The 18,064-nt window shown below is 65.3% G+C and carries 22 protein-coding genes and 1 pseudogene; 7 read left to right on the top strand and 16 right to left on the bottom strand.

Going from position 1 to position 18,064, the window contains the following annotated elements; genetic code table 11:
* Window positions 1-98 precede the first annotated feature (98 nt).
* Window positions 99-389, top strand: a complete 291-nt coding sequence (locus ACXZ1M_RS25500) for an ArsR/SmtB family transcription factor (protein WP_459050390.1) — start codon at window positions 99-101, stop codon at window positions 387-389.
* Window positions 390-401: 12 nt separating this feature from the next.
* Window positions 402-1,457, top strand: a complete 1,056-nt coding sequence (locus tag ACXZ1M_RS25495; RefSeq protein ID WP_459050389.1) for an alkene reductase — start codon at window positions 402-404, stop codon at window positions 1,455-1,457.
* A 4-nt stretch (window positions 1,458-1,461) separates the two neighbouring features.
* Here the strand turns inward: ACXZ1M_RS25495 and ACXZ1M_RS25490 are convergent, their stop codons facing one another.
* The 7 genes from ACXZ1M_RS25490 to ACXZ1M_RS25460 all read right to left on the bottom strand — a co-directional run bounded on the left by ACXZ1M_RS25490 (window position 1,462) and on the right by ACXZ1M_RS25460 (window position 8,201).
* Window positions 1,462-2,406 carry an MBL fold metallo-hydrolase gene (locus ACXZ1M_RS25490; RefSeq protein WP_459050388.1) on the bottom strand — a complete coding sequence of 315 codons (945 nt, stop codon included), beginning with the start codon at window positions 2,404-2,406 and terminating at the stop codon, window positions 1,462-1,464.
* A gap of 95 nt (window positions 2,407-2,501) precedes the next feature.
* Entirely contained in the window at window positions 2,502-3,560 is a 1,059-nt protein-coding gene (locus ACXZ1M_RS25485) for an acetate kinase (RefSeq protein ID WP_459050387.1), read from the bottom strand.
* A gap of 19 nt (window positions 3,561-3,579) precedes the next feature.
* The gene (locus tag ACXZ1M_RS25480; protein ID WP_459050386.1) at window positions 3,580-4,074 is read right to left on the bottom strand and encodes a hypothetical protein; all 495 of its coding nucleotides are present in this window, start codon (window positions 4,072-4,074) and stop codon (window positions 3,580-3,582) included.
* Between the two features lie 14 nt (window positions 4,075-4,088).
* Window positions 4,089-4,766: a C39 family peptidase gene (locus tag ACXZ1M_RS25475; protein ID WP_459050385.1), complete on the bottom strand. Its 678-nt coding sequence runs from the start codon at window positions 4,764-4,766 to the stop codon at window positions 4,089-4,091.
* Window positions 4,767-4,776: 10 nt separating this feature from the next.
* On the bottom strand, window positions 4,777-5,127 hold the full coding sequence (locus ACXZ1M_RS25470) for a hypothetical protein (RefSeq protein WP_459050384.1): 351 nt from the start codon (window positions 5,125-5,127) through the stop codon (window positions 4,777-4,779).
* A gap of 62 nt (window positions 5,128-5,189) precedes the next feature.
* Window positions 5,190-6,656, bottom strand: coding sequence for a hypothetical protein (locus tag ACXZ1M_RS25465; RefSeq protein WP_459050383.1), 1,467 nt, complete (start codon window positions 6,654-6,656; stop codon window positions 5,190-5,192).
* Between the two features lie 204 nt (window positions 6,657-6,860).
* A complete protein-coding gene (locus ACXZ1M_RS25460; protein ID WP_459050382.1) occupies window positions 6,861-8,201 on the bottom strand; it encodes a sigma-54 dependent transcriptional regulator in 1,341 nt (446 codons plus the stop codon).
* Window positions 8,202-8,344: 143 nt separating this feature from the next.
* Here ACXZ1M_RS25460 and ACXZ1M_RS25455 point away from each other — a divergent pair, with 143 nt between their 5' ends.
* A complete protein-coding gene (locus ACXZ1M_RS25455; protein ID WP_459050381.1) occupies window positions 8,345-8,962 on the top strand; it encodes a 1-acyl-sn-glycerol-3-phosphate acyltransferase in 618 nt (205 codons plus the stop codon).
* Between the two features lie 3 nt (window positions 8,963-8,965).
* Here ACXZ1M_RS25455 and ACXZ1M_RS25450 read toward each other — a convergent pair whose 3' ends face one another.
* The 8 genes from ACXZ1M_RS25450 to ACXZ1M_RS25415 form a co-directional block, all read right to left on the bottom strand.
* Complete coding sequence (locus tag ACXZ1M_RS25450) at window positions 8,966-9,514, bottom strand: HupE/UreJ family protein (protein ID WP_459050380.1); 549 nt, start codon at window positions 9,512-9,514, stop codon at window positions 8,966-8,968.
* Window positions 9,515-9,522: 8 nt separating this feature from the next.
* A complete protein-coding gene (gene ureG, locus ACXZ1M_RS25445) occupies window positions 9,523-10,146 on the bottom strand; it encodes an urease accessory protein UreG (protein ID WP_459050379.1) in 624 nt (207 codons plus the stop codon).
* Window positions 10,147-10,156: 10 nt separating this feature from the next.
* Entirely contained in the window at window positions 10,157-10,837 is a 681-nt protein-coding gene (locus ACXZ1M_RS25440) for an urease accessory protein UreF (RefSeq protein ID WP_459054073.1), read from the bottom strand.
* Window positions 10,838-10,934: 97 nt separating this feature from the next.
* Entirely contained in the window at window positions 10,935-11,438 is a 504-nt protein-coding gene (gene ureE / locus ACXZ1M_RS25435; protein ID WP_459050378.1) for an urease accessory protein UreE, read from the bottom strand.
* A gap of 16 nt (window positions 11,439-11,454) precedes the next feature.
* Window positions 11,455-13,155, bottom strand: coding sequence for an urease subunit alpha (gene ureC / locus ACXZ1M_RS25430; protein ID WP_459050377.1), 1,701 nt, complete (start codon window positions 13,153-13,155; stop codon window positions 11,455-11,457).
* Window positions 13,156-13,164: 9 nt separating this feature from the next.
* Window positions 13,165-13,491 (bottom strand): urease subunit beta, encoded by a 327-nt coding sequence (locus ACXZ1M_RS25425; protein WP_459050376.1) that lies wholly within the window; start codon window positions 13,489-13,491, stop codon window positions 13,165-13,167.
* Between the two features lie 11 nt (window positions 13,492-13,502).
* Complete coding sequence (locus tag ACXZ1M_RS25420; RefSeq protein ID WP_117010090.1) at window positions 13,503-13,805, bottom strand: urease subunit gamma; 303 nt, start codon at window positions 13,803-13,805, stop codon at window positions 13,503-13,505.
* Window positions 13,806-13,818: 13 nt separating this feature from the next.
* The gene (locus ACXZ1M_RS25415) at window positions 13,819-14,682 is read right to left on the bottom strand and encodes an urease accessory protein UreD (protein WP_459050375.1); all 864 of its coding nucleotides are present in this window, start codon (window positions 14,680-14,682) and stop codon (window positions 13,819-13,821) included.
* A 31-nt stretch (window positions 14,683-14,713) separates the two neighbouring features.
* Between ACXZ1M_RS25415 and ACXZ1M_RS25410 the strand changes: the two genes are divergently transcribed.
* The 3 genes from ACXZ1M_RS25410 (at window position 14,714) to ACXZ1M_RS25400 (ending at window position 16,650) form a co-directional block, all read left to right on the top strand.
* Window positions 14,714-14,962: a hypothetical protein gene (locus ACXZ1M_RS25410; protein WP_459050374.1), complete on the top strand. Its 249-nt coding sequence runs from the start codon at window positions 14,714-14,716 to the stop codon at window positions 14,960-14,962.
* Between the two features lie 72 nt (window positions 14,963-15,034).
* Window positions 15,035-15,556, top strand: coding sequence for a Csu type fimbrial protein (locus tag ACXZ1M_RS25405; RefSeq protein ID WP_459050373.1), 522 nt, complete (start codon window positions 15,035-15,037; stop codon window positions 15,554-15,556).
* A gap of 200 nt (window positions 15,557-15,756) precedes the next feature.
* Window positions 15,757-16,650: an NAD-dependent epimerase/dehydratase family protein gene (locus ACXZ1M_RS25400; protein ID WP_459050372.1), complete on the top strand. Its 894-nt coding sequence runs from the start codon at window positions 15,757-15,759 to the stop codon at window positions 16,648-16,650.
* Here the strand turns inward: ACXZ1M_RS25400 and clpP are convergent.
* Window positions 16,647-17,249, bottom strand: a pseudogene (gene clpP / locus ACXZ1M_RS25395) (ATP-dependent Clp endopeptidase proteolytic subunit ClpP); the annotation flags it as partial. The gene ACXZ1M_RS25400 and the pseudogene clpP overlap by 4 nt on opposite strands.
* A gap of 139 nt (window positions 17,250-17,388) precedes the next feature.
* Here clpP and ACXZ1M_RS25390 point away from each other — a divergent pair.
* The gene (locus ACXZ1M_RS25390; protein ID WP_459050371.1) at window positions 17,389-18,060 is read left to right on the top strand and encodes a sigma-70 family RNA polymerase sigma factor; all 672 of its coding nucleotides are present in this window, start codon (window positions 17,389-17,391) and stop codon (window positions 18,058-18,060) included.
* Window positions 18,061-18,064: the final 4 nt, after the last annotated feature.

Below are 18,064 nucleotides of genomic sequence, written 5' to 3'. Positions count from 1 at the left end.
CTCACAAAATAAACGATTTTTCGGCCGCCAGCAGATTTTTCTTTTATATCGTAAGATGGCGATATTGAAATCGGAAAAACACGATACATATAGCCACCATGGACATAGACGCTATCCACAAAGCCCTCGCCAACCCGATGCGACGCCAGATCCTGGCGTGGTTGAAAGAGCCGGACGTGTACTTCTCGGAACAGCAGCATCCGCTGAACCTGGGAGTTTGCGCCGGCATGATCGACCGCCGCGCCGGCTTGTCGCAGTCGACCATGTCAGCCCACCTTGCCGTGTTGGTCAAGGCTGGGCTGGTGACGTCGCAGCGCGTTGGCCAGTGGAGCTATTTCAAACGTGATGAAGAAGTCATCCGGGCCTTCATCGATCAAATGCAACTATAAGGAATTTTTATCATGGCAACTCTGTTCGATCCGATCACCATAGGCGATATCACCCTGAAAAACCGCGTCATCATGGCGCCACTGACCCGCGCCCGTGCGATTGGCGGCGGCCGCGTGCCGAACGCGCTGATGGCCAAATACTACGGCCAGCGCGCCAGCGCCGGCCTGATCTTGAGCGAAGCAACCGCCGTCACTCCGCAAGGCGTAGGCTATGCCGATACGCCGGGCCTGTGGTCCGACGAGCAGGTGGAAGGCTGGAAGCAAGTCACCGCCGCCGTGCACGCCAAGGGCGGCGTGATCTTCGCCCAGTTGTGGCACGTGGGCCGCATCTCGGACCCGAGCTTCCTGAACGGCGATGCGCCGGTTGCACCGAGCGCCATCGCGGCCGAAGGCCATGTCAGCCTGCTGCGTCCGCAACGTCCATATCCGGTGCCGCGCGCGCTGGATACCGAAGAGCTGGCCGGCGTCGTGGCCGCCTATAAAAAAGGCGCGGAAAACGCCAAGAAAGCCGGCTTCGACGGCGTGCAGATCCACGGCGCCAACGGCTATCTGCTGGACCAGTTCCTGCAAGATCAGAGCAACCAGCGCACCGACCAGTACGGCGGCCCGATCGAAAACCGCGCGCGCCTGATGCTGGAAGTGACCGATGCGGTGATCGAAGTCTGGGGCGCGGACCGCGTCGGCATGCACCTGGCGCCGCGCCGCGATTCGCACGGCATGGGCGACTCCAATCCGGCCGAGACCTTCGGTTACGTGGCGCGTGAGCTCGGCAAGCGCAAGATCGCCTTCATCGCCGCGCGCGAAGCGGTAGGCGAGGACAGCCTGGGCCCGCTGCTGAAGAAGGAATTCGGCGGCGTGTTCATCGCCAATGAGAAGATGGACAAGGTCGTAGCGCAGTCCGTGCTGGACAGCGGCAATGCCGATGCGATCGCCTTCGGCAAGGACTACATTTCGAATCCGGATCTGGTGGAGCGCCTGAAAACCGACGCGCCGCTCAATCCATGGAATGCTGAAACCTTCTACGGTAGTTCGGAAGTCGGCTATACCGACTATCCAGCCCTGGCGTAAAAGTCTAGCGCGGTTGCGTATACGTCACTGGAACGAACACGTAACCGCCCTTGCCGTTGGCCCTGACATGGCCTAGCGCAGGGAACGACAAATGGGGCGCGCCGATCAGGTAACCCTCTTTTGCCGCCGCCGCGAATGCTTCCTTGCGTTCCGCAATCGCGATCTTGCTGTCGGTGTCGAACTGGATGCCGACACCGGGATCGTCAAACTGCACCGCCTGCACATGCAGCAGGTCGCCCAGCAATACCAGCTTCTGTCCCTTGCTCTCCACCACATACGTGATATGGCCCGGCGTATGCCCGCCGTTGAAGTAGGACTTGATGCCCGGCACCAGCTCGGTGTTGGCGACTATCGGCTGGAACTTGCCCGCCTTGACGTAGGGATTGATCGAGACCATCGGCCCCTGGAAATTATCCTTGGCGTCGGCCGACGCCTTCTCCAGGTTGGTCGGATTCAGGTAGTAATCCGCATCGAGCTTGCCGGCCCGGACCACCGCGTTCGGGAACACGCGCTGCTCGCTGGCCGCCAGCCCGCCCACGTGGTCGCCGTGCATGTGGCTGATGTAGATCTCGTCCACCTGCTCCGGCTTGTAGCCGGACGCCTTCAGATTACCCAGCAGTTGACCCAGCGTCGGCCCGAACAGGCTGGCCGCGCCGGTGTCGATCAGCACCAGCTTGCTGCCGGTGTTGATCAGGAAGCCGTTGACCGAAGTCTGCAACGGGCTTTTCTGGAACGCCTTGTCCAGCGCCGCAATGGTCTTGGCCGGCGGCTGCTTCAGCAACTTGTCGACCGGCAGGTCCAGTGTGCCGTCGTTGAGCACCGTGATTTCAAAGTCGCCCAGCGTGGTGCGGTAGAAACCCGGCGCCTGGAAGCGGGCCATGGGCGCAGCGGCCTGCGCAGTCGCGCTCACCAGCAGTGCGGCAATGATGGTCAAGGTACGTGTGCTCATGGCTCCCCTATTTTAAAAATTATCAAGAGCATTACAATACCTTAAATGCACGAAACGCATGCGTTCGCGTTGTAAAACAGGCGTTGCGACCGAATTTAAAACGTCATCGGCAGCCGGAACGACAGTTGCACGTCCGGCGTGTCGCGCGTCAGGCCGGCGCCGACAGCGACGTTGATCGTGGCTTTGTCGCTGATGCGGTAGGAAAAACCGGTCAGCAGCGTGCCCAGCTGGGTACGCACCGAGCCCGGCACCGGAATGCCGTTCTGCTTGGTGCGGGCGACCGAGCTGTGGTCGTAGCCGAAGCTGATCAGCGCCCTGTCGTTCAAGGCCAGGCCGATGCCGAAATTGAAACCGATGACGTCTCCCGGCGCGACCGTGCCCAGCGGCTCCGACTCGCCGTTCAGCACCCGACGGCTCAAGCCGCTACGCTTGAAGTTGTGCAGGTAGCTGACGCTGCCGAACAGAATCGCCGGGTCGCTCGGGTACAGCCAGGTCAGGCTGGGCTGGAGGGCGTAGAAGCCGGAGCCGGTCGGCAGTTCCAGCGGCAGGCCGGTGCCGGTGGCGTTGGGGCCGACGCAGCGCTGGGTGCAGTCCGTTACCACGCTGAACGGATCGTTGCCGGTGCGCGATTTGAAGCGCAGCCCGGCCACGTAATAGGCGCGGTCGGCGCCGCCGGCGTTGAGCTGGTAGCGCACCGCCAGTTCGGCGTCGCCCACGGCCCGGCCGCTGGTCTCGAACACGCGGTCGACGCCGGTGCCGGTGAAGATCTCGCGGCTGACGGTGGAGTCGCTGCGGTAGACATACGGCAGCTTGATTTCCAGCTCGGCGCGGTTGCTCAGGCCGTAGCGGCCGGTCAGCGCGCCGGTGATGGTGTTGCGCTTGACCTCGCGCACGTCCACCAAGCCGATCAGCAAGGCCGGGATGATGGTGTACCCCACCAGCACCACCCGGTTGCTCGACGAATAGCCGAATTGCAGCGACGGCTCCACCACCAGCTTGCCGCGCGGCGTCAGCACGCCCGGCTGCTCGAACAGCGGCGCCACCGCCGGCGGGCGGCCGTCGTCGGGATTTTGCGCCTGCGCTTGGGCTTGGACACCCGCGCTCCATACCATCATCGCCAGCACGCTGGCATGTCGCTTCACACTCGAACGCATCGTCGCTCCTCAAGTTGAATTACTTGACGACCGCAGCGCTCAAGGCATCGCGCAAACCGCTTTCAAAATTGACCGCCCTGAGCAAGGCCAGGTTGCTGACGGTAGTGTTGATCGTCGTCTGGCTGCGTATCGCCTGGTCGTTTACGCTGTTCTGGATCACCAGCGCCCCCAGTCCCTGCGCGGACAGCGGCTCGGCCAGATTGCCGACGCCATTCTGTACCACCACGGCGGCCAGCGCTTCGCTGGCCATCGCGGCTTCCGCAGCACTTAACTGTGTCATATCGGCGATGGAAAAATGGGTGCTGGCTACAACACTGCCATTGATCGAAACCAAACGTTCGACACCTAGCGACAGCATCAGCCCGCCGCCGACCGCGTAACCGCCGCGCGCCTGCTCCAGCTCGCTGTCGTCGACCGCGATCCAGTCATCGACAACGGAAGCCTCGGCCCCGGCCTGGGACACGGCGGCGCAAGCCAGCAGCGCGCCCGCCAGGATGGAATAGCAGCTACGCATGGTGGATCTCCGTTTCAAAAATTACCGCTGCCGTTCTTGGGCAGCACCACGTCGGACAGGCTGCCGCGGCCGATGCCGGCGCCCAGCGGCGCCTGCGGCGCGATCCGCCATTCGGCGGCCTGGTTGAAGCGCGGCTGGCCCGACCAGTTGTGGATCACGAACAGCAGCCGGTCGGGCCACATGGCCTCGAAGGCGTCGCGGCTCAGCGCGCGGGTACCGCCGGCCGGGTCGCCGATCAGCACGCGCTGCTGGTCCAGGCCCTTGATGACGACAAAATGCAGGTAGCCGTTCTCCACAATGCGGGCGATGGCGGGAAAGCGCGCCTCGGCCAGCTTTTGCAGCGGCTGCTGGTAGCCGTCGGCGATAAAGCCCAGCTGCGCCAGGTAGCGCTTCATGTCCAGCAGCGAGAAGCCCTCGCGCTGGATGCGCGCCTGGTCGCCCTGCGCGTACATGGCCGAAAACACCTGTTCCTCGGTGACCGGCTTGTCGTAGTGATAGCTCAGCAACGTCGCCAGCGCCGCCGAACCGCAACTGAAGTCGTGCTGCTGGCGTATCGTCGAGCGGAAACGCAGCGCTTTCAGGCTGGTCACGGGCAGCGTGTAGCCGGCGCCGCCCACGCTGGGCAGGTCGGCGCCGAACGCCGCTGCCGATGTAGCGCAGGCGGCCAGCAATATCGTGGCAAAAAGTTTCATTGGATCTGCTTCATTGCATCTGGATGTTGATGATGGTGGCGTTCTGTATCAGCACATTGGCGCCGGAATTCTGTATCGCCACCGGCAGGCCGGAGGCATTGCTGAACGAGGCGCTGCCGATGCTGTTGGCGCCCGTCACGACGTTGACCGCCGCGTTGCCGCTGACCGCGCCGTTCAGTTGCAGCTCGTTGCTGACCGTGTCGGCGCCGCCGCGCAGCTGCGCCAGCAGCTCCAACGACACCGGCGCAACATCGAAGCCCGGCGGATCGTCCGGCGCGGGCGCCGGCGCCGCATCGGCGGCCACGGCCTGCCAGCAGGCGGCGCAGGCCAGCGCCGCCAGGTAGTTACCGAGTAATCGCATAGTCTCTCCTTCCCTCAAGGGAGCGGGGCAAGCCGGCATGCGCCTGCCCCGCCCTGCTGTGCTTAGCGACCCACCGACAGGTTGGCCTGCACGTTGACGCTCTGCTGCACCAGCGAAGCGATGCCGCTGTTCTGCGCCGCCACCATGATGCCGGCGGCCGACTGGCCGACGCTGCTCATCGTGTTGGACATATTGAACGTGCCGGCATCGACCGTGATGGCGGCGCCCGCACCGCCAGTGCCACCCGCGCCGGCGCCCCCCGTTGCCGCGCCAGCGGTATTGGTGCCGCCCGAGCCGCCGGCGCCGGCGGTGTTGCCGCCGCCACCCGCACCGCCTGCTCCGCCGGCGCCGCCCGTGGCGTTGCCATTGGTCGGATCGCCATTGCTGGCCGTGCCGCCGGTGGCCGCCCCACCTGCCGCGCCGTTACCGCCCGTGTTCGAGGCCGCGCCGCTGTTGCCACCGGTGCCGCCGGCCGCGCCCGCGCCGCCGGCTGCACCGGTGCTGCTGGCCGTGCCGCCTGCCGCGCCGGCGCCACCCGCACCGGTGGTAGCGGCCGCCCCGGCGCCGCCGGTACCACCAGCCGCACCCGCACCACCGGCGCCGCCGGTGGCCGCGCCCGAAGTACTGGTGCCGTCACCCGAGCCGGCACCGCCGCCGGTTCCCGCGCCCGAGGTCGCGGTACCGGTCTGCGCCACCGGCATGCCGCCGCCGTCGCTGGTATTGCTGTTCGACGAGCTGGCCGCACCGCCCGTGCCCGCGCCGGCGGTCGCAGCGCTGCTGGTGTTGCCGGAGCTGCTACCGGCGCCGCCGCCATACGACCCTGCGCCGCCCGCACCCGCCGCACCGCCGGCGCCGCCGCCGGCCCCGCCGGTGGCGCCACCCTGGCCGCCGGTACCGCCGTAGGTTTCACCGCCGGCGCCGCCGGCGCCGCCCAAGCCGCCCGAGCCGCCGGCCCCGCCGGCGCCGCTGTTGGCGTTGGCGGCGTTACCACCCGCACCGCCATTGCCGCCGACGGTAGTGCCCACCGACGGCGCACCATTGGAGGCGCTGCCGTTGCTGGCATTGCCACCAGTGCCGCCTGCGGCGCCGTAGCCGCCATAGCTGGCGCCACCGCTGCCGCCGGTGGCCGCCGCAGCGCCGCCGGTGGCGTTGCCGCCGACGCCGCCATAACCATCGCCGCCGGTGCTGTTGCCGCTATTGCTGGCGCGGTTGCCGATGTCGTGCACGGTGTTGCCGTTGACCGTGCCGGTCAGCGTGCTCGTGGCGTTGGCGCTGGACTGGTTGTAGGCATTGCTCAAGGTCGACGTGGAGGTGCCGCCGTTGTTGGCCGCCGCGCTGCCGACCGCACTGGCGGACGCGCCGCCGGTGCTGTGGTTGTTGTTGTTGTGATTGTTGGTGCTGCTGTCCTGGACGGCGCTGGAATTGTCGTTGGCGCTGGGCCCGGCGCCCGATTGCGTAGTAGCTGTTTGTGCATAAGCCTGTGCACTGAAAGCCAGTGCGATGGCGACCCCGATGATTGATTTTTTCATAGCTGCTCCTGCCTGAAGAATGGATGTAATGTGAACCAACGTGTGTAAACGCGCGCCTGAAGACCTCTCTTCCGGCCTGTCCTCTTTTGCAATCTTGGTGCCAGTCGCCGCAAGCTCTTGATATCGCTGCGAAAGCGCGCCAGGCGCGCCCTGGCGCCGCTTGATTTGCGCCGCAAACCGTCACACCGCTGCGACAGCGCCGCTTCATTCGCTGGGGACGTCGGTGTAACGGCCTTGCGACGGCGCATTGATCCCGTGCTTGGCCAACAGGCGATACAACGTCATGCGCGATACACCGAGATCGCGCGCGGCCAAGGTGATATTGCGGCCGGCGCGCAGCAGGCTGGCGTCGATGGCGTCGCGCTCGGCGCGGATGCGGGCGTCGTCCAGTTGCAGCGGCGCCTTGGCCGAGGCGGCCGGCTCCAGGCCCAGGTCCTGCGCCAGGATCAGGCGGCCCTCGGCCATCACCATGGCGCGCCGCACGCGGTTGATCAGCTCGCGCACGTTGCCGGGCCAGTTGTACTCGCGGATGGCCTGCTCGGCGCGGCTGCTGAAACCGCGCACGCGCGGCGCGCGCTCGCTGGAGAAGGTGCGGAAGAAATGCTCCGCCAACGACAGCAGGTCCTCGCGCCGTTCGCGCAGCGGTGGCACGTCCAGCGCCAGCACGTTGAGCCGGTAATACAGGTCTTCGCGGAAGGCGCCGCGCTGCACCGCCTGCGCCAGGTTGACGTGCGAGGCGGCGATCACGCGCGCATCGACCGCGATGCTGCGGGTGCCGCCGACGCGGTAAATGGTGCGCTCCTGCAGGAAGCGCAGCAGGTTGGCCTGCAGCTCCATCGGCAGATCGCCGATTTCGTCGAGGAAGATGGAGCCGCCCTGCGCGCTTTCGATCAGGCCGCGTTTGTCGCGCGCGGCGCCGGTGAAGGCGCCGCGCTCATGGCCGAACAGCTCCGATTGAATCAGCGAGCCGGGAATGGCGCCGCAATTGATCGGCACGAACGGCCCCTTGCGGCGCGGCGAATGCGCGTGCACGGCCTGCGCCGCCAGCTCCTTGCCGCTGCCGCTCTCGCCCCAGATCAATACCGGCGCGCTGGCCGCCGCCACCTTGACGATCTGCCGCCGCAAGCGCGTGATGGCGGGACTTTTCCCGGTCAGCGCGACATCGTCGGCGCCGCCTGCGGGCGCGGGCTCCTCGCGCAAGGCCGCCATGCCGAGCGCATGGCCGAGCGCGTGCCGCAGCCGCTCGCCATCGACCGGCCAGCTGTGGTAATCGGCGCAATGGTCGAGCAGCAGCTGGCGCCAGCCGGGGTGCGCCAGCGCGGCCGGCGGCAGCACGGCGATCCAGTGCACCATCCAGTGATCGCACAGGAAGGCGTTGAGATCGTCGCAGCTGTCCGTCTCCCGCACCAGCAACAGGCCGACCGCGCATGGCCGCGCCTTGAAATGACGGCGCGCTTCAGCCGGCGTGGCGGCCGGAATCACGTCCCAGTCCGCCGGCAAAGACGGTACGCCGACGCCCAGGCAGAGTATCGTTTTCGTCGTCATGCTTATTGGACGGGCAATGATGAGAAAAGTTCAAGCTTGTGCCACCGTCGGGTCCGCTATAGAATGCGCGCTACTTTTTGAACAGCTGAATAACAAGCTGTCAATAGTATAAAGATATAAAAAATAAAACGGGATGTAGTGAGATGAACGAATTTGAATTGAAACTGGCGGACCTGCCGGGTTGGCGCCAGCGCGTCGCGCTGCGCGTGCTCAAGCTGTTTGGCTGGCGCATGCTGTACCGTCCCCTGCCCGGTCCGCGCGGCATCGCCGTGGTGTATCCGCACACCTCGAACTGGGACTTCATGATCGGCCTGTTCGGCAAGTGGGCGCTCAACCTGCCGTTCCGCTGGCTGGCCAAGGATTCGCTGTTCAAGTCGCCGCTGGGCGGCTGGTTCCGTTCGCTCGGCGGCGAGCCGGTCGACCGCAGCGCGCCGCAAGGCATGATTCGCGCCCAGGCCGAGCGCATGAACGCGGCCGACTGGTACTGGGTCGGCATCACGCCGGAAGCCACGCGCGGCTATCGCCCGCACTGGAAGAGCGGCTTCTATCACCTGGCGCTGGAGGCCAAGGTGCCGCTGTGCCTGGTGTACATCGACTATCCGAACAAGACGCTGGCCGTGAAGGACCACCTGCACCTGAGCGGCGACAAGGATGCCGACATGGCCGCCATCCGCGCCGTCTACGACGGCCATCACGGCCTGTATCCGGAAAACGAAGCGCCCATCGTGCTGCAGGAACGCCGCACCGACGAGCGCAAATAACGCTTAGGCGGTCGCCGCCAGCACCACGCCGGTGGCGGCGATCGCCGCACCCGAGGCCTTGACCGCCAGCGACGGGCTCACCCGGCCCAGTAGACTCCCACCGTAGACCAGCACCAGGCTGGCCGCCAGCAATCCGGCGGCGCTGATCGCCTGCGGCAGTTCATGGCCGTGGGCGTTGCCGTGCAGGATGGCAAACGTCCCCACCATCACCGCGCCCACAGCCGCCGGCAGACGTGCCGCCAGCGCCACCAGCAAACCCATCAACACCACCGTCAACGCGATGCCGGTTTCCAGGCCCGGCAGCGACAGCCCGACCATGCCGCTGGCCATGCCGGCCAGCAGCATGCCGATGAAGGTGGCGGGCAGCCATTTGGCGTTGGGCTGGCGCACGCTCCACGCGCCCACCGCCAGCATCGCCAGCAAGTGATCGAGACCGGTGAACGGATGGGTGAAGCCGGCCAGGAAGCCGTGCGAGTGCGCGCCGGCGCCGCTGTGGGCCAGGGCGGCGCCGCTGGAAGCGGCCAGGACCAACGCTGCTGCGATTTTTTTCATGTGTGCTCCTAGTGTGGGGTTTGGCCCAGCAGGCCTTGTTCGCGGATGAAGTCGATGACCTTGGTCACGCCCTCGCCGCTGCGCAGATTGGTGAAGAAGAACGGCCGGTTGCCGCGCTGCTGCTTGGCGTCGCGCGCCATCACGTCCAGGTCCGCGCCCACGTGCGGCGCCAGGTCGGTCTTGTTGATGATGAGGAGGTCGGAGCGGGTGATGCCGGGACCGCCCTTGCGCGGGATCTTCTCGCCGCCGGCGACGTCGATCACGTAGATGGTCAGGTCGGACAGCTCCGGACTGAAGGTGGCGGCCAGGTTGTCGCCGCCCGACTCCACCAGGATCAGGTCGAGATTGGGGAAGTCGGCCTGCATGCGGGCGATGGCTTCCAGGTTGATGGACGCGTCTTCGCGGATGGCCGTGTGCGGGCAGCCGCCGGTTTCCACGCCCATCAGACGCTCGGCCGGCAGCGCGTCCGCGCGCAGCAGGATCTCCATGTCTTCCTTGGTGTAGATGTCGTTGGTGATGACGGCCATGTCGTAGTGGTCGCGCATGCCCTTGCACAGCATTTCGCACAGCGCGGTTTTGCCCGAGCCGACAGGGCCGCCGATGCCGACGCGCAGAGGATTGGAGGTAGTCATATTTGCTCTTTCAGGATCTGTATAAACGGCTGTATTGAACTTCGTGTTGCATCGACAGCAGCGACAGGCCCGGCGCCCAGTTGCTCATGTCGTCGTCGCCGACGGTTTGCGCGTAACGGGCGGCGGCTTCGATTTCTTCGCGCAGCGACAGCAGCATGCGCTGACCCGCCACCTGCCCCAATGGCACCGACTTTACGCACACCAGCACCTGGTTCTCGGCCCAGGCGAACAGCATGGCCAGCAGCGCGGCCTCGTGCGGGATGTTGAGTGCGGCGACGGCGCAGGCGAAGGCGGTCGGCAGCGCCACTTCCGGTTCGGCCTGGAGTTGCGCCAGCATCTCGGCATCGGTAATGCCCAATTCGGCGACCAGCTTGGTGAGCGAGTAGCCCATCTGGATGGTCTCGGCGCGGAACTCGGCGCTGTCGCGCGAGGCGATGAATTTTTCGCTCCAATCGGCGACGGCACGCCAGTCGCGGCGCGACCAGGCTTGCATTAGCCGCCAGCTGATCGGCGCTTCCCATTGCGCCACCACTTCGTGCAGGTGACGGGTTATCCAGGCGCGCGCGGTGTCGGCGTTGTGCACCGTGCCGTTTTCCAGCGCGGCCTCCAGCCCTTGCGAATAGCTGTAGGCGCCGATCGGCAAGGCCGGGCTGGCGAATTGCAGCAGATGCAGCAGCGCGGTCGCCTGCATCACCACCCCGTCGTTCCCGCGCACGCGGGAACCCATAGGCCGCGTGCCGATAAGCTCAGCATGGGTCCCCGCTTTCGCGAGGACGACGGGGCGCGGGTCATTTCGGGTCTCCCGGACGATGGATTTTCTGGCGCAACGGGATCGGCGCCAGCGGGCCGTTTTCATGGTGGTGGCCATGGCCGCCGCCGTAGGCGCCGGATTCCGGCTCGAACGCCGCCATCTCTTCCACCACGGTGGCGCCCAGTCCCGCCAGCATTTCCTTCAGCACGGCGTCGGCGCGGATGCGCAGGAAGCCATCGCCCACCTGCGCCTGCGTGTGGCGGTTCCCCAGATGGAAGGCGCAGCGCAGCAGCGCGTGCGCGTCGGCACACGTGACTTTGTAGGTCGGCTCCGGCGCGGCCACCACGCGCACCACGCGCTGGTCTTCGCCGGTCAGCAGGTCGCCGTCGCGCAGCACGGTGCCGCGCACGGTGAACACCGCCACGTCTTCGCCGTTGTCCAGCGTCGCGCGCAGGCGGCACTTCTCGCGCAGTTCGTAGGGCAGCACCAGTTGGGCGGCAATGGTCTCAGCGTGCGGGATTTTCGTATGTAATGTCAACATAATGAGGTGAGCATAATCAGAACAGGAAATAGCGCTGCGCCATCGGCAGGACGTCGGCCGGCTCGCACACCAGCAACTCGCCATTGGCGCGCACTTCATAGGTTTCGGGATTGACGTCCATCTTCGGCGCCAGGCTGTTGTGGATCATGTCGGACTTGCGCAGCGTGCGCATGCCCTTGGCCACGATCAGCGTTTTGTTCAGTTTCAGCGCATCGCCGATGCCGGCGTCATACGCCGCCTGCGACACGAAGGTGAAGGACTTCTTCAAGCCGCCGCCGAAGGCGCCGAACATCGGCCGGTAGTGCACCGGCTGCGGCGTCGGGATCGACGCGTTCGGATCGCCCATCAGCGCCGCCGCGATCATGCCGCCCTTCAGTATCATGGTCGGCTTGACGCCGAAGAAGGCCGGCCGCCACACCACCAGGTCGGCGATCTTGCCCACTTCCACCGAGCCCAACGCATGCGCGATGCCGTGCGTGATGGCCGGGTTGATGGTGTACTTGGCGATGTAGCGCTTGACGCGGAAGTTATCGTTGCGCGAAGAATCCGGCGCCAGCGGCCCGCGCTGCACCTTCATCTTGTGCGCGGTCTGCCAGGTGCGCATCACCACCTCGCCCACGCGGCCCATGGCCTGCGAGTCGGACGACATCATGGAGATGGCGCCGATGTCGTGCAGGATGTCTTCCGCCGCAATGGTCTCGCGGCGGATGCGCGATTCGGCGAAGGCCACGTCTTCGGTGATGGCGGCGTCCAGGTGGTGGCATACCATCAGCATGTCCAGGTGCTCGTCCAGCGTGTTGATGGTGTACGGCCGCGTAGGATTGGTCGACGACGGCAGCACGTTCGATTCGCCCACCGCCGCAATGATGTCCGGCGCATGGCCGCCGCCCGCGCCTTCGGTGTGGAAGGTGTGGATGGTGCGGTCCTTGAACGCGGCCAGCGTGTCGGCCAGGTAGCCGCCTTCGTTCAGCGTGTCGCTGTGGATGGCGACCTGGATATCCATTTTGTCGGCCACGGACAGGCAGTTGTCGATGGCGGCCGGCGTGCTGCCCCAGTCCTCGTGCAGCTTGAGGCCGATGGCGCCGGCCAGCACCTGCTCCTCCAGCGGCGCCGGCAAACTGACGTTGCCCTTGCCGAGGAAGCCCAGGTTCATCGGGAATGCATCGGCCGCCTGCAGCATGGAATGCAAATGCCACGGCCCCGGCGTGCAGGTGGTGGCCGAGGTGCCGGCCGACGGCCCGGTGCCGCCGCCGATCATGGTGGTGACGCCGCTCATCAGCGCCTCCTCGATCTGCTGCGGGCAGATGAAGTGGATGTGCGTGTCGACCCCGCCGGCGGTGACGATCATGCCCTCGCCCGCGATGATCTCGGTGGCGCCGCCGATGGCCATGGTCACATTCGGCTGGATGTCCGGATTGCCGGCCTTGCCGATGGCGGCGATCATGCCGTTTTTCAGGCCGATGTCGGCCTTGACGATGCCCCAATGGTCGACGATCACCGCGTTGGTGATCACCGTGTCCATCACGTCGGCGGCCACGCGCTGCGACTGGCCCATGCCGTCGCGGATCACCTTGCCGCCGCCGAATTTCACTTCTTCGCCGTAGGTGGCGAAGTCCTTCTCGATTTCGATAAACAGTTCCGTGTCCGCCAGGCGGATCCGATCTCCGGTCGTCGGACCGAACATCTCCGCGTAGGCGCGGCGCGAGATTGTAGCCATGAGAACCTTTTAGCTTTTTGGTGGTGTGGAGTCCAGCTTGCCCATTACTTTGCCGCTGAAGCCATAGATTTCCTGGTCGCCGTCCAGCTTCACCAGTTCCACGGTGCGCTGCTGGCCCGGTTCGAAACGCACGGCGGTGCCGGCGGCGATATTGAGCCGCATGCCATAGGCCTTCCAGCGTTCCAGCTTGAGCACCGAGTTGGCTTCAAAAAAATGGAAATGCGAGCCCACCTGCACCGGACGGTCGCCCTGGTTGGTGACGACCACGGTGACCGTCTCGCGGCCCACGTTCAGGTCGATCTCGCCGTCTTCTAGCTTGTATTCACCTGGGATCATGATGAACTCCTTTATGGGATGGGATTGTGGACAGTCACAAGCTTGCTCCCATCGGGGAACGTCGCTTCGACCTGGATGTCGGGAATCATTTCGGGGATACCTTCCATGACGTCGGCGCGCGTGAGTATGCGCGTGCCGTCGGACATCAGTTGAGCGACAGTTTTGCCGTCGCGGGCACCTTCCATGATGGCGCAGGTAATCAGCGCCACCGCTTCCGGGTAGTTCAACTTCAGGCCGCGGGCAAGGCGGCGTTCGGCCACGATACCTGCGGTAAAAATCAACAGCTTATCTTTTTCGCGTGGCGTTAAATCCATGTTGTATTCTCTTTCAGGTTTGCCAGATGCGCGGCGTGACGGCCGCGCGGCCCAGCAGATGCGGGCGCACGCGGCGCCATACGGTGAGCATCAGGCGGCGCGCGGTTTCGCTGTCGTCGCCCAGATGGCGTGCCACCAGTACGCCCTTGGTTTGTGTCACGCCGAAGACATGCTCGCCGTCGGCGGCGATGTCGGCGCGGATCTCGTTGATGACCGCCGCCGGCAGCGTCTTGCCGGCGGCGGTCAGGGTGGCGCAGACGGTACGGCCGTTGAGCGCCAGCGGGCTGTCGAGCCGGCCGCCGATCAGGTCGCCCTGCTCCCACCAGATCAGCTTGCCGTCGCGGCGGATGCTGCTGCGCTGGCGGATGCTGCCGCTGTTGAACACCTCGCCCGAGCCGCGCCGGCCCATGCACAGGATCTCGCAGCCGAGGAAGGTGGCGCCAGCGGCCAGTTCGACATGCTGCTCCAGCACGACGTTAGCGGTATCAAAAAAGATGGTTTCCTGCGGCAGCCATTCCAGCGCGGCGTCCTGGTTCACATGCAGGTGGATGGTCTGGCGCGACACCTTGCTATTGGCCTGATACCACTTGGCCGCGCCCGGCGTGGTGATGAAGGCGTGGGCGCGGTCGCCGACGCCGATGTCGATCTCCAGCCGGTCGCCGCCGACCACGCCACCGGGTGGATGGACGATGATGGCGTGGCAAACCTTGCCATCCTCCGGATACAGCGCCTTCTGCACGCGCAGCGGGCCGTAGTGGAGCTTGTCGAACAGCCGCGTGGTGCCGGCGTCGTCCGCGAAACCGAGGGTGAGACTGGCCTGCCAGGCACTGTGGCCAGTGCTGGCGGCGAGGTCGCGCGGTGCGGTGCAATCGGGCATATAAACAAACTTGTTAAATGATGTCTGTCCTATGCAATCGCTGTGCCAGCTGAAGCAGGGGCGACCCGCCGATCTGCGCACCAAAGTGTTGCATCAGGCACCATATTGGTGCACACCTATCATCTTCCTTTCCGATCGCGGCAATAAAAAGCTTTACCGCCGGGCGCAAAACCCGTGTGTTGTAAAAAAGTGCCGCACAGCAAAATATTTTTCGGATTTCTACGCCGCCAAAAGTTTCACCACTTTTAGCAAAAGCGCGTTTTTTTCAGTTGATGAATAATTGATTCCATTGAAGAGCGGAAACAAAAGTTGTCTTATCCGCGATAAACGATTTACTTAAATGGAGGTCACCATGATCAGCAAGTCCCTGTCCCGCGCAGCGTTGGCAACCGCACTTGGCGTCACCTTGTTGCCGCTGCTGAGCGGCGCCGCCACCTACAACAACGGCAACCGCACCACCACCTTCGACGTCACGCTGAAGATCATCGCCGACTGCACCATCGCCGCCAACCAGCTGGACTTCGGCCAGTCGCAAGGCGTGCTGGCCACGGCGGTCAACGTCAACACCACGCTCAACATCGTGTGCACCAACACCACCCCCTACAACGTCGGCCTGAACGCCGGCACCGGCACCGGCTCCAGCATCGGCGCACGCGTATTGAGCGGCACGGCCGGCAACACCAGCACCGTGAACTACGCCCTGACCCAAACCGCCGGCGGCGCCAACTGGGGCAACACGCAAGGCACCGACACCGTCTCGGGCACCGGCAGCGGCAGCACGCAAAATCTCACCGTGCACGGCTCCATCCCGGCACAGGCAACGCCGCAACCGGACACCTACCGTTCGACCATCACCGCGACCGTGTACTTCTAAACTGCTTCCCCCGCCGCAGCCCGCAAACCAGGCTACGCGCTTCGCAATATCCAGCGCCCAAACCCGCGCGAAATTTCCCCTCTAGTTTTATCGCAGTCGATTCTTGCCCCTCGCTCAATTGAACTTTGCGCGTTGCTGTCTATTTACGCCCGTGCTTTGTCCCCATACTGGTGGCTTCCTGAATTTAAGTGGAGCACAGCATGAAAGTATTCATCACCGGCGCGGCAGGTTTTATCGGAAGCTCAATTGCCGCAGGCCTGGTCAAGGCCGGGCATGAAGTCGTGGGTCTGGTACGCAAGCCCGAACAACTGGATGAAGTTCGCAAAATCGGCGTGACCGGGGTACTCGGCTCCCTCACCGACCGCGAACTGCTGATCGCGCAGGCGCGAGCCGCCGACGCCGTCATCAACGCCGCCAGCAGCGACAACCGCGCGGCGGTGGAAGCCTTCGTGGAAGCGCTGGCCGGCAGCGGCAAGGTATTCCTGCACACCAGCGGATCGAGCATCGTCGGCGACGCCTCCGGCGGCGAAGGCACGGAACAGATCTACTACGAAGACAATCTCCCCGAACCAACTGCGGACAAAGCCGCGCGCGTCGCCATCGACAAGCTCGTGCTGGACGCGGCCAACAAAGGCGTGCGCTCGGCGGTGCTGTGCAATACCCTGATCTACGGCCACGGCGCGCTGCCGCGCGACTCGGTGCAGCTGCCACGCCTGCTCAAGCAGGCGCGCAAGAGCGGCATCGTGCGCCACGTCGGCCCCGGCCGCAACATCTGGTCGAATGTGCACATCGACGACGTGGTGGACCTGTATCTGCTGGCCTTGGAGAAAACCGAAGCCGGCGCCTTCTACTTCGTGGAAAGCGGCGAAGCGGCGTTCCGCGACATGACCGCCGCCATCGCCAAGGCGCTGAACCTCGGCCCGGCGCAGGACTGGCCGCTGGATGAAGCCAAGGAAGAATGGGGCTACGAGATGGCCTCCTACGGCCTCGGCTCGAACAGCCGCGTGCGCGGCGAACGCGCGCGCAAGCAGCTGGGCTGGCAGCCGCACCGCCCGTCGGTGCTGGACTGGATCGCCGGCGACATGCTGCGCTAATCCAGCACGCGGGTGACCAGCACACGGTCGATCAAGCCGTACTCCACGCCTTCGCCGGCGGACATGAAGTTGTCGCGGTCCGAATCCCTTTCGACCTGCTCCACCGTCCTGCCGGTGCGCTCGGCGAGGATGCTGTTGATGCGGTGACGCTGATACAGCACCTCGCGCGCCTGAATCTCGATATCGGACGCCACGCCCTGCGAACCGCCGTGCGGCTGGTGAATCATGATGCGGGCGTTGGGCAAGGCAAAACGCTTGCCGATCGCGCCGGCCGCCAGCAGGAAGGACCCCATGCTGGCGGCAAAGCCGGTGCAAAGGGTGGACACATCCGGCTTGATGAACTGCATGGTGTCGTACACCGCCATGCCGGCATACACCGAGCCGCCCGGCGAATTGATGTACAGCGAAATATCCTTGTCGGCGTTGTCCGACTCCAGGAACAGCAGCTGGGCCACGATCAGGTTGGCCGATTGCTCGGTCACCTCGCCCACCAGAAAAATCACGCGCTCCTTCAGCAAGCGTGAATAGATATCGAATGCGCGCTCGCCGCGCGCGGTGGTTTCAATCACAGTGGGTATCAAACCGTTCATGGTCGTCCTTTTTGCGGTAGAGTGGGATTACTGTCCGCTTGACGCACGCGGGCGGCCGCGTGTGACCGGCAAAAAATAAATCGCCGGCGTGTCACATCCGGGCCGCGACCAGCGTCATGGTGAGCCAGCCCACCAACGGAGATCCGCCATGCCCTGCCTTGCCGACATTGCCCTGTTCGAACAGCTACGCCCGCGCCTGAAGGCGATCAGCTGCCGCATCGTCGGCAGCGAGGCGGAAGCCGAGGACATCGTGCAGGATTGTTTTCTGAAGTGGCGTTGTATGGATACGGCGACGCTGGCCACGCCGGCGGCCTGGCTGACCACCGTGGTGCGGCACCAGTCCATTGATCGCCTGCGCAAGCACGCACGGGAGACGGCGGCGGCGCAGATCTCCATGGAACTGGTGCCAGAAGCCGCGCCCTTGCCGCCCGAGGACGGCCTGCTGCGGCGCGCGGAATTGGGCGAAGCGCTGGGCCGCATGCTGGCCTGCCTGTCGCCGTCCGAGCGCCTGGCGCTGGTGTTGCATGAAGTGTTCGAGTGCGAGCACGCCGACATCGCGGCGGCGCTGGGCACCAACGCCGCCAATGCGCGCCAGTACCTGGCCCGTGCGCGCCGCCGGCTGCGCGAGATGACGGCGGAGACACCGCCCAGCGAAAAACTCAACCGGGAACTGGTGCGCCGCTTCCAGGCCGCCATCAATGGACTGGATCTGCCGGCGATGCTGACGCTGCTGGGTGAGCAGCAACCCGTGTCGGTGCGGCGCATCCACGCCGGCCCGAGCGCCAACGAGGCTTGCTATCGCCTGGCGCTGGCGGCTTGAGTCG

Source organism: Duganella paludis (genome assembly GCF_054461335.1).
Note: the sequence above shows the minus strand (reverse complement) of the source record. Positions and strands in the feature narration are given on the sequence as shown.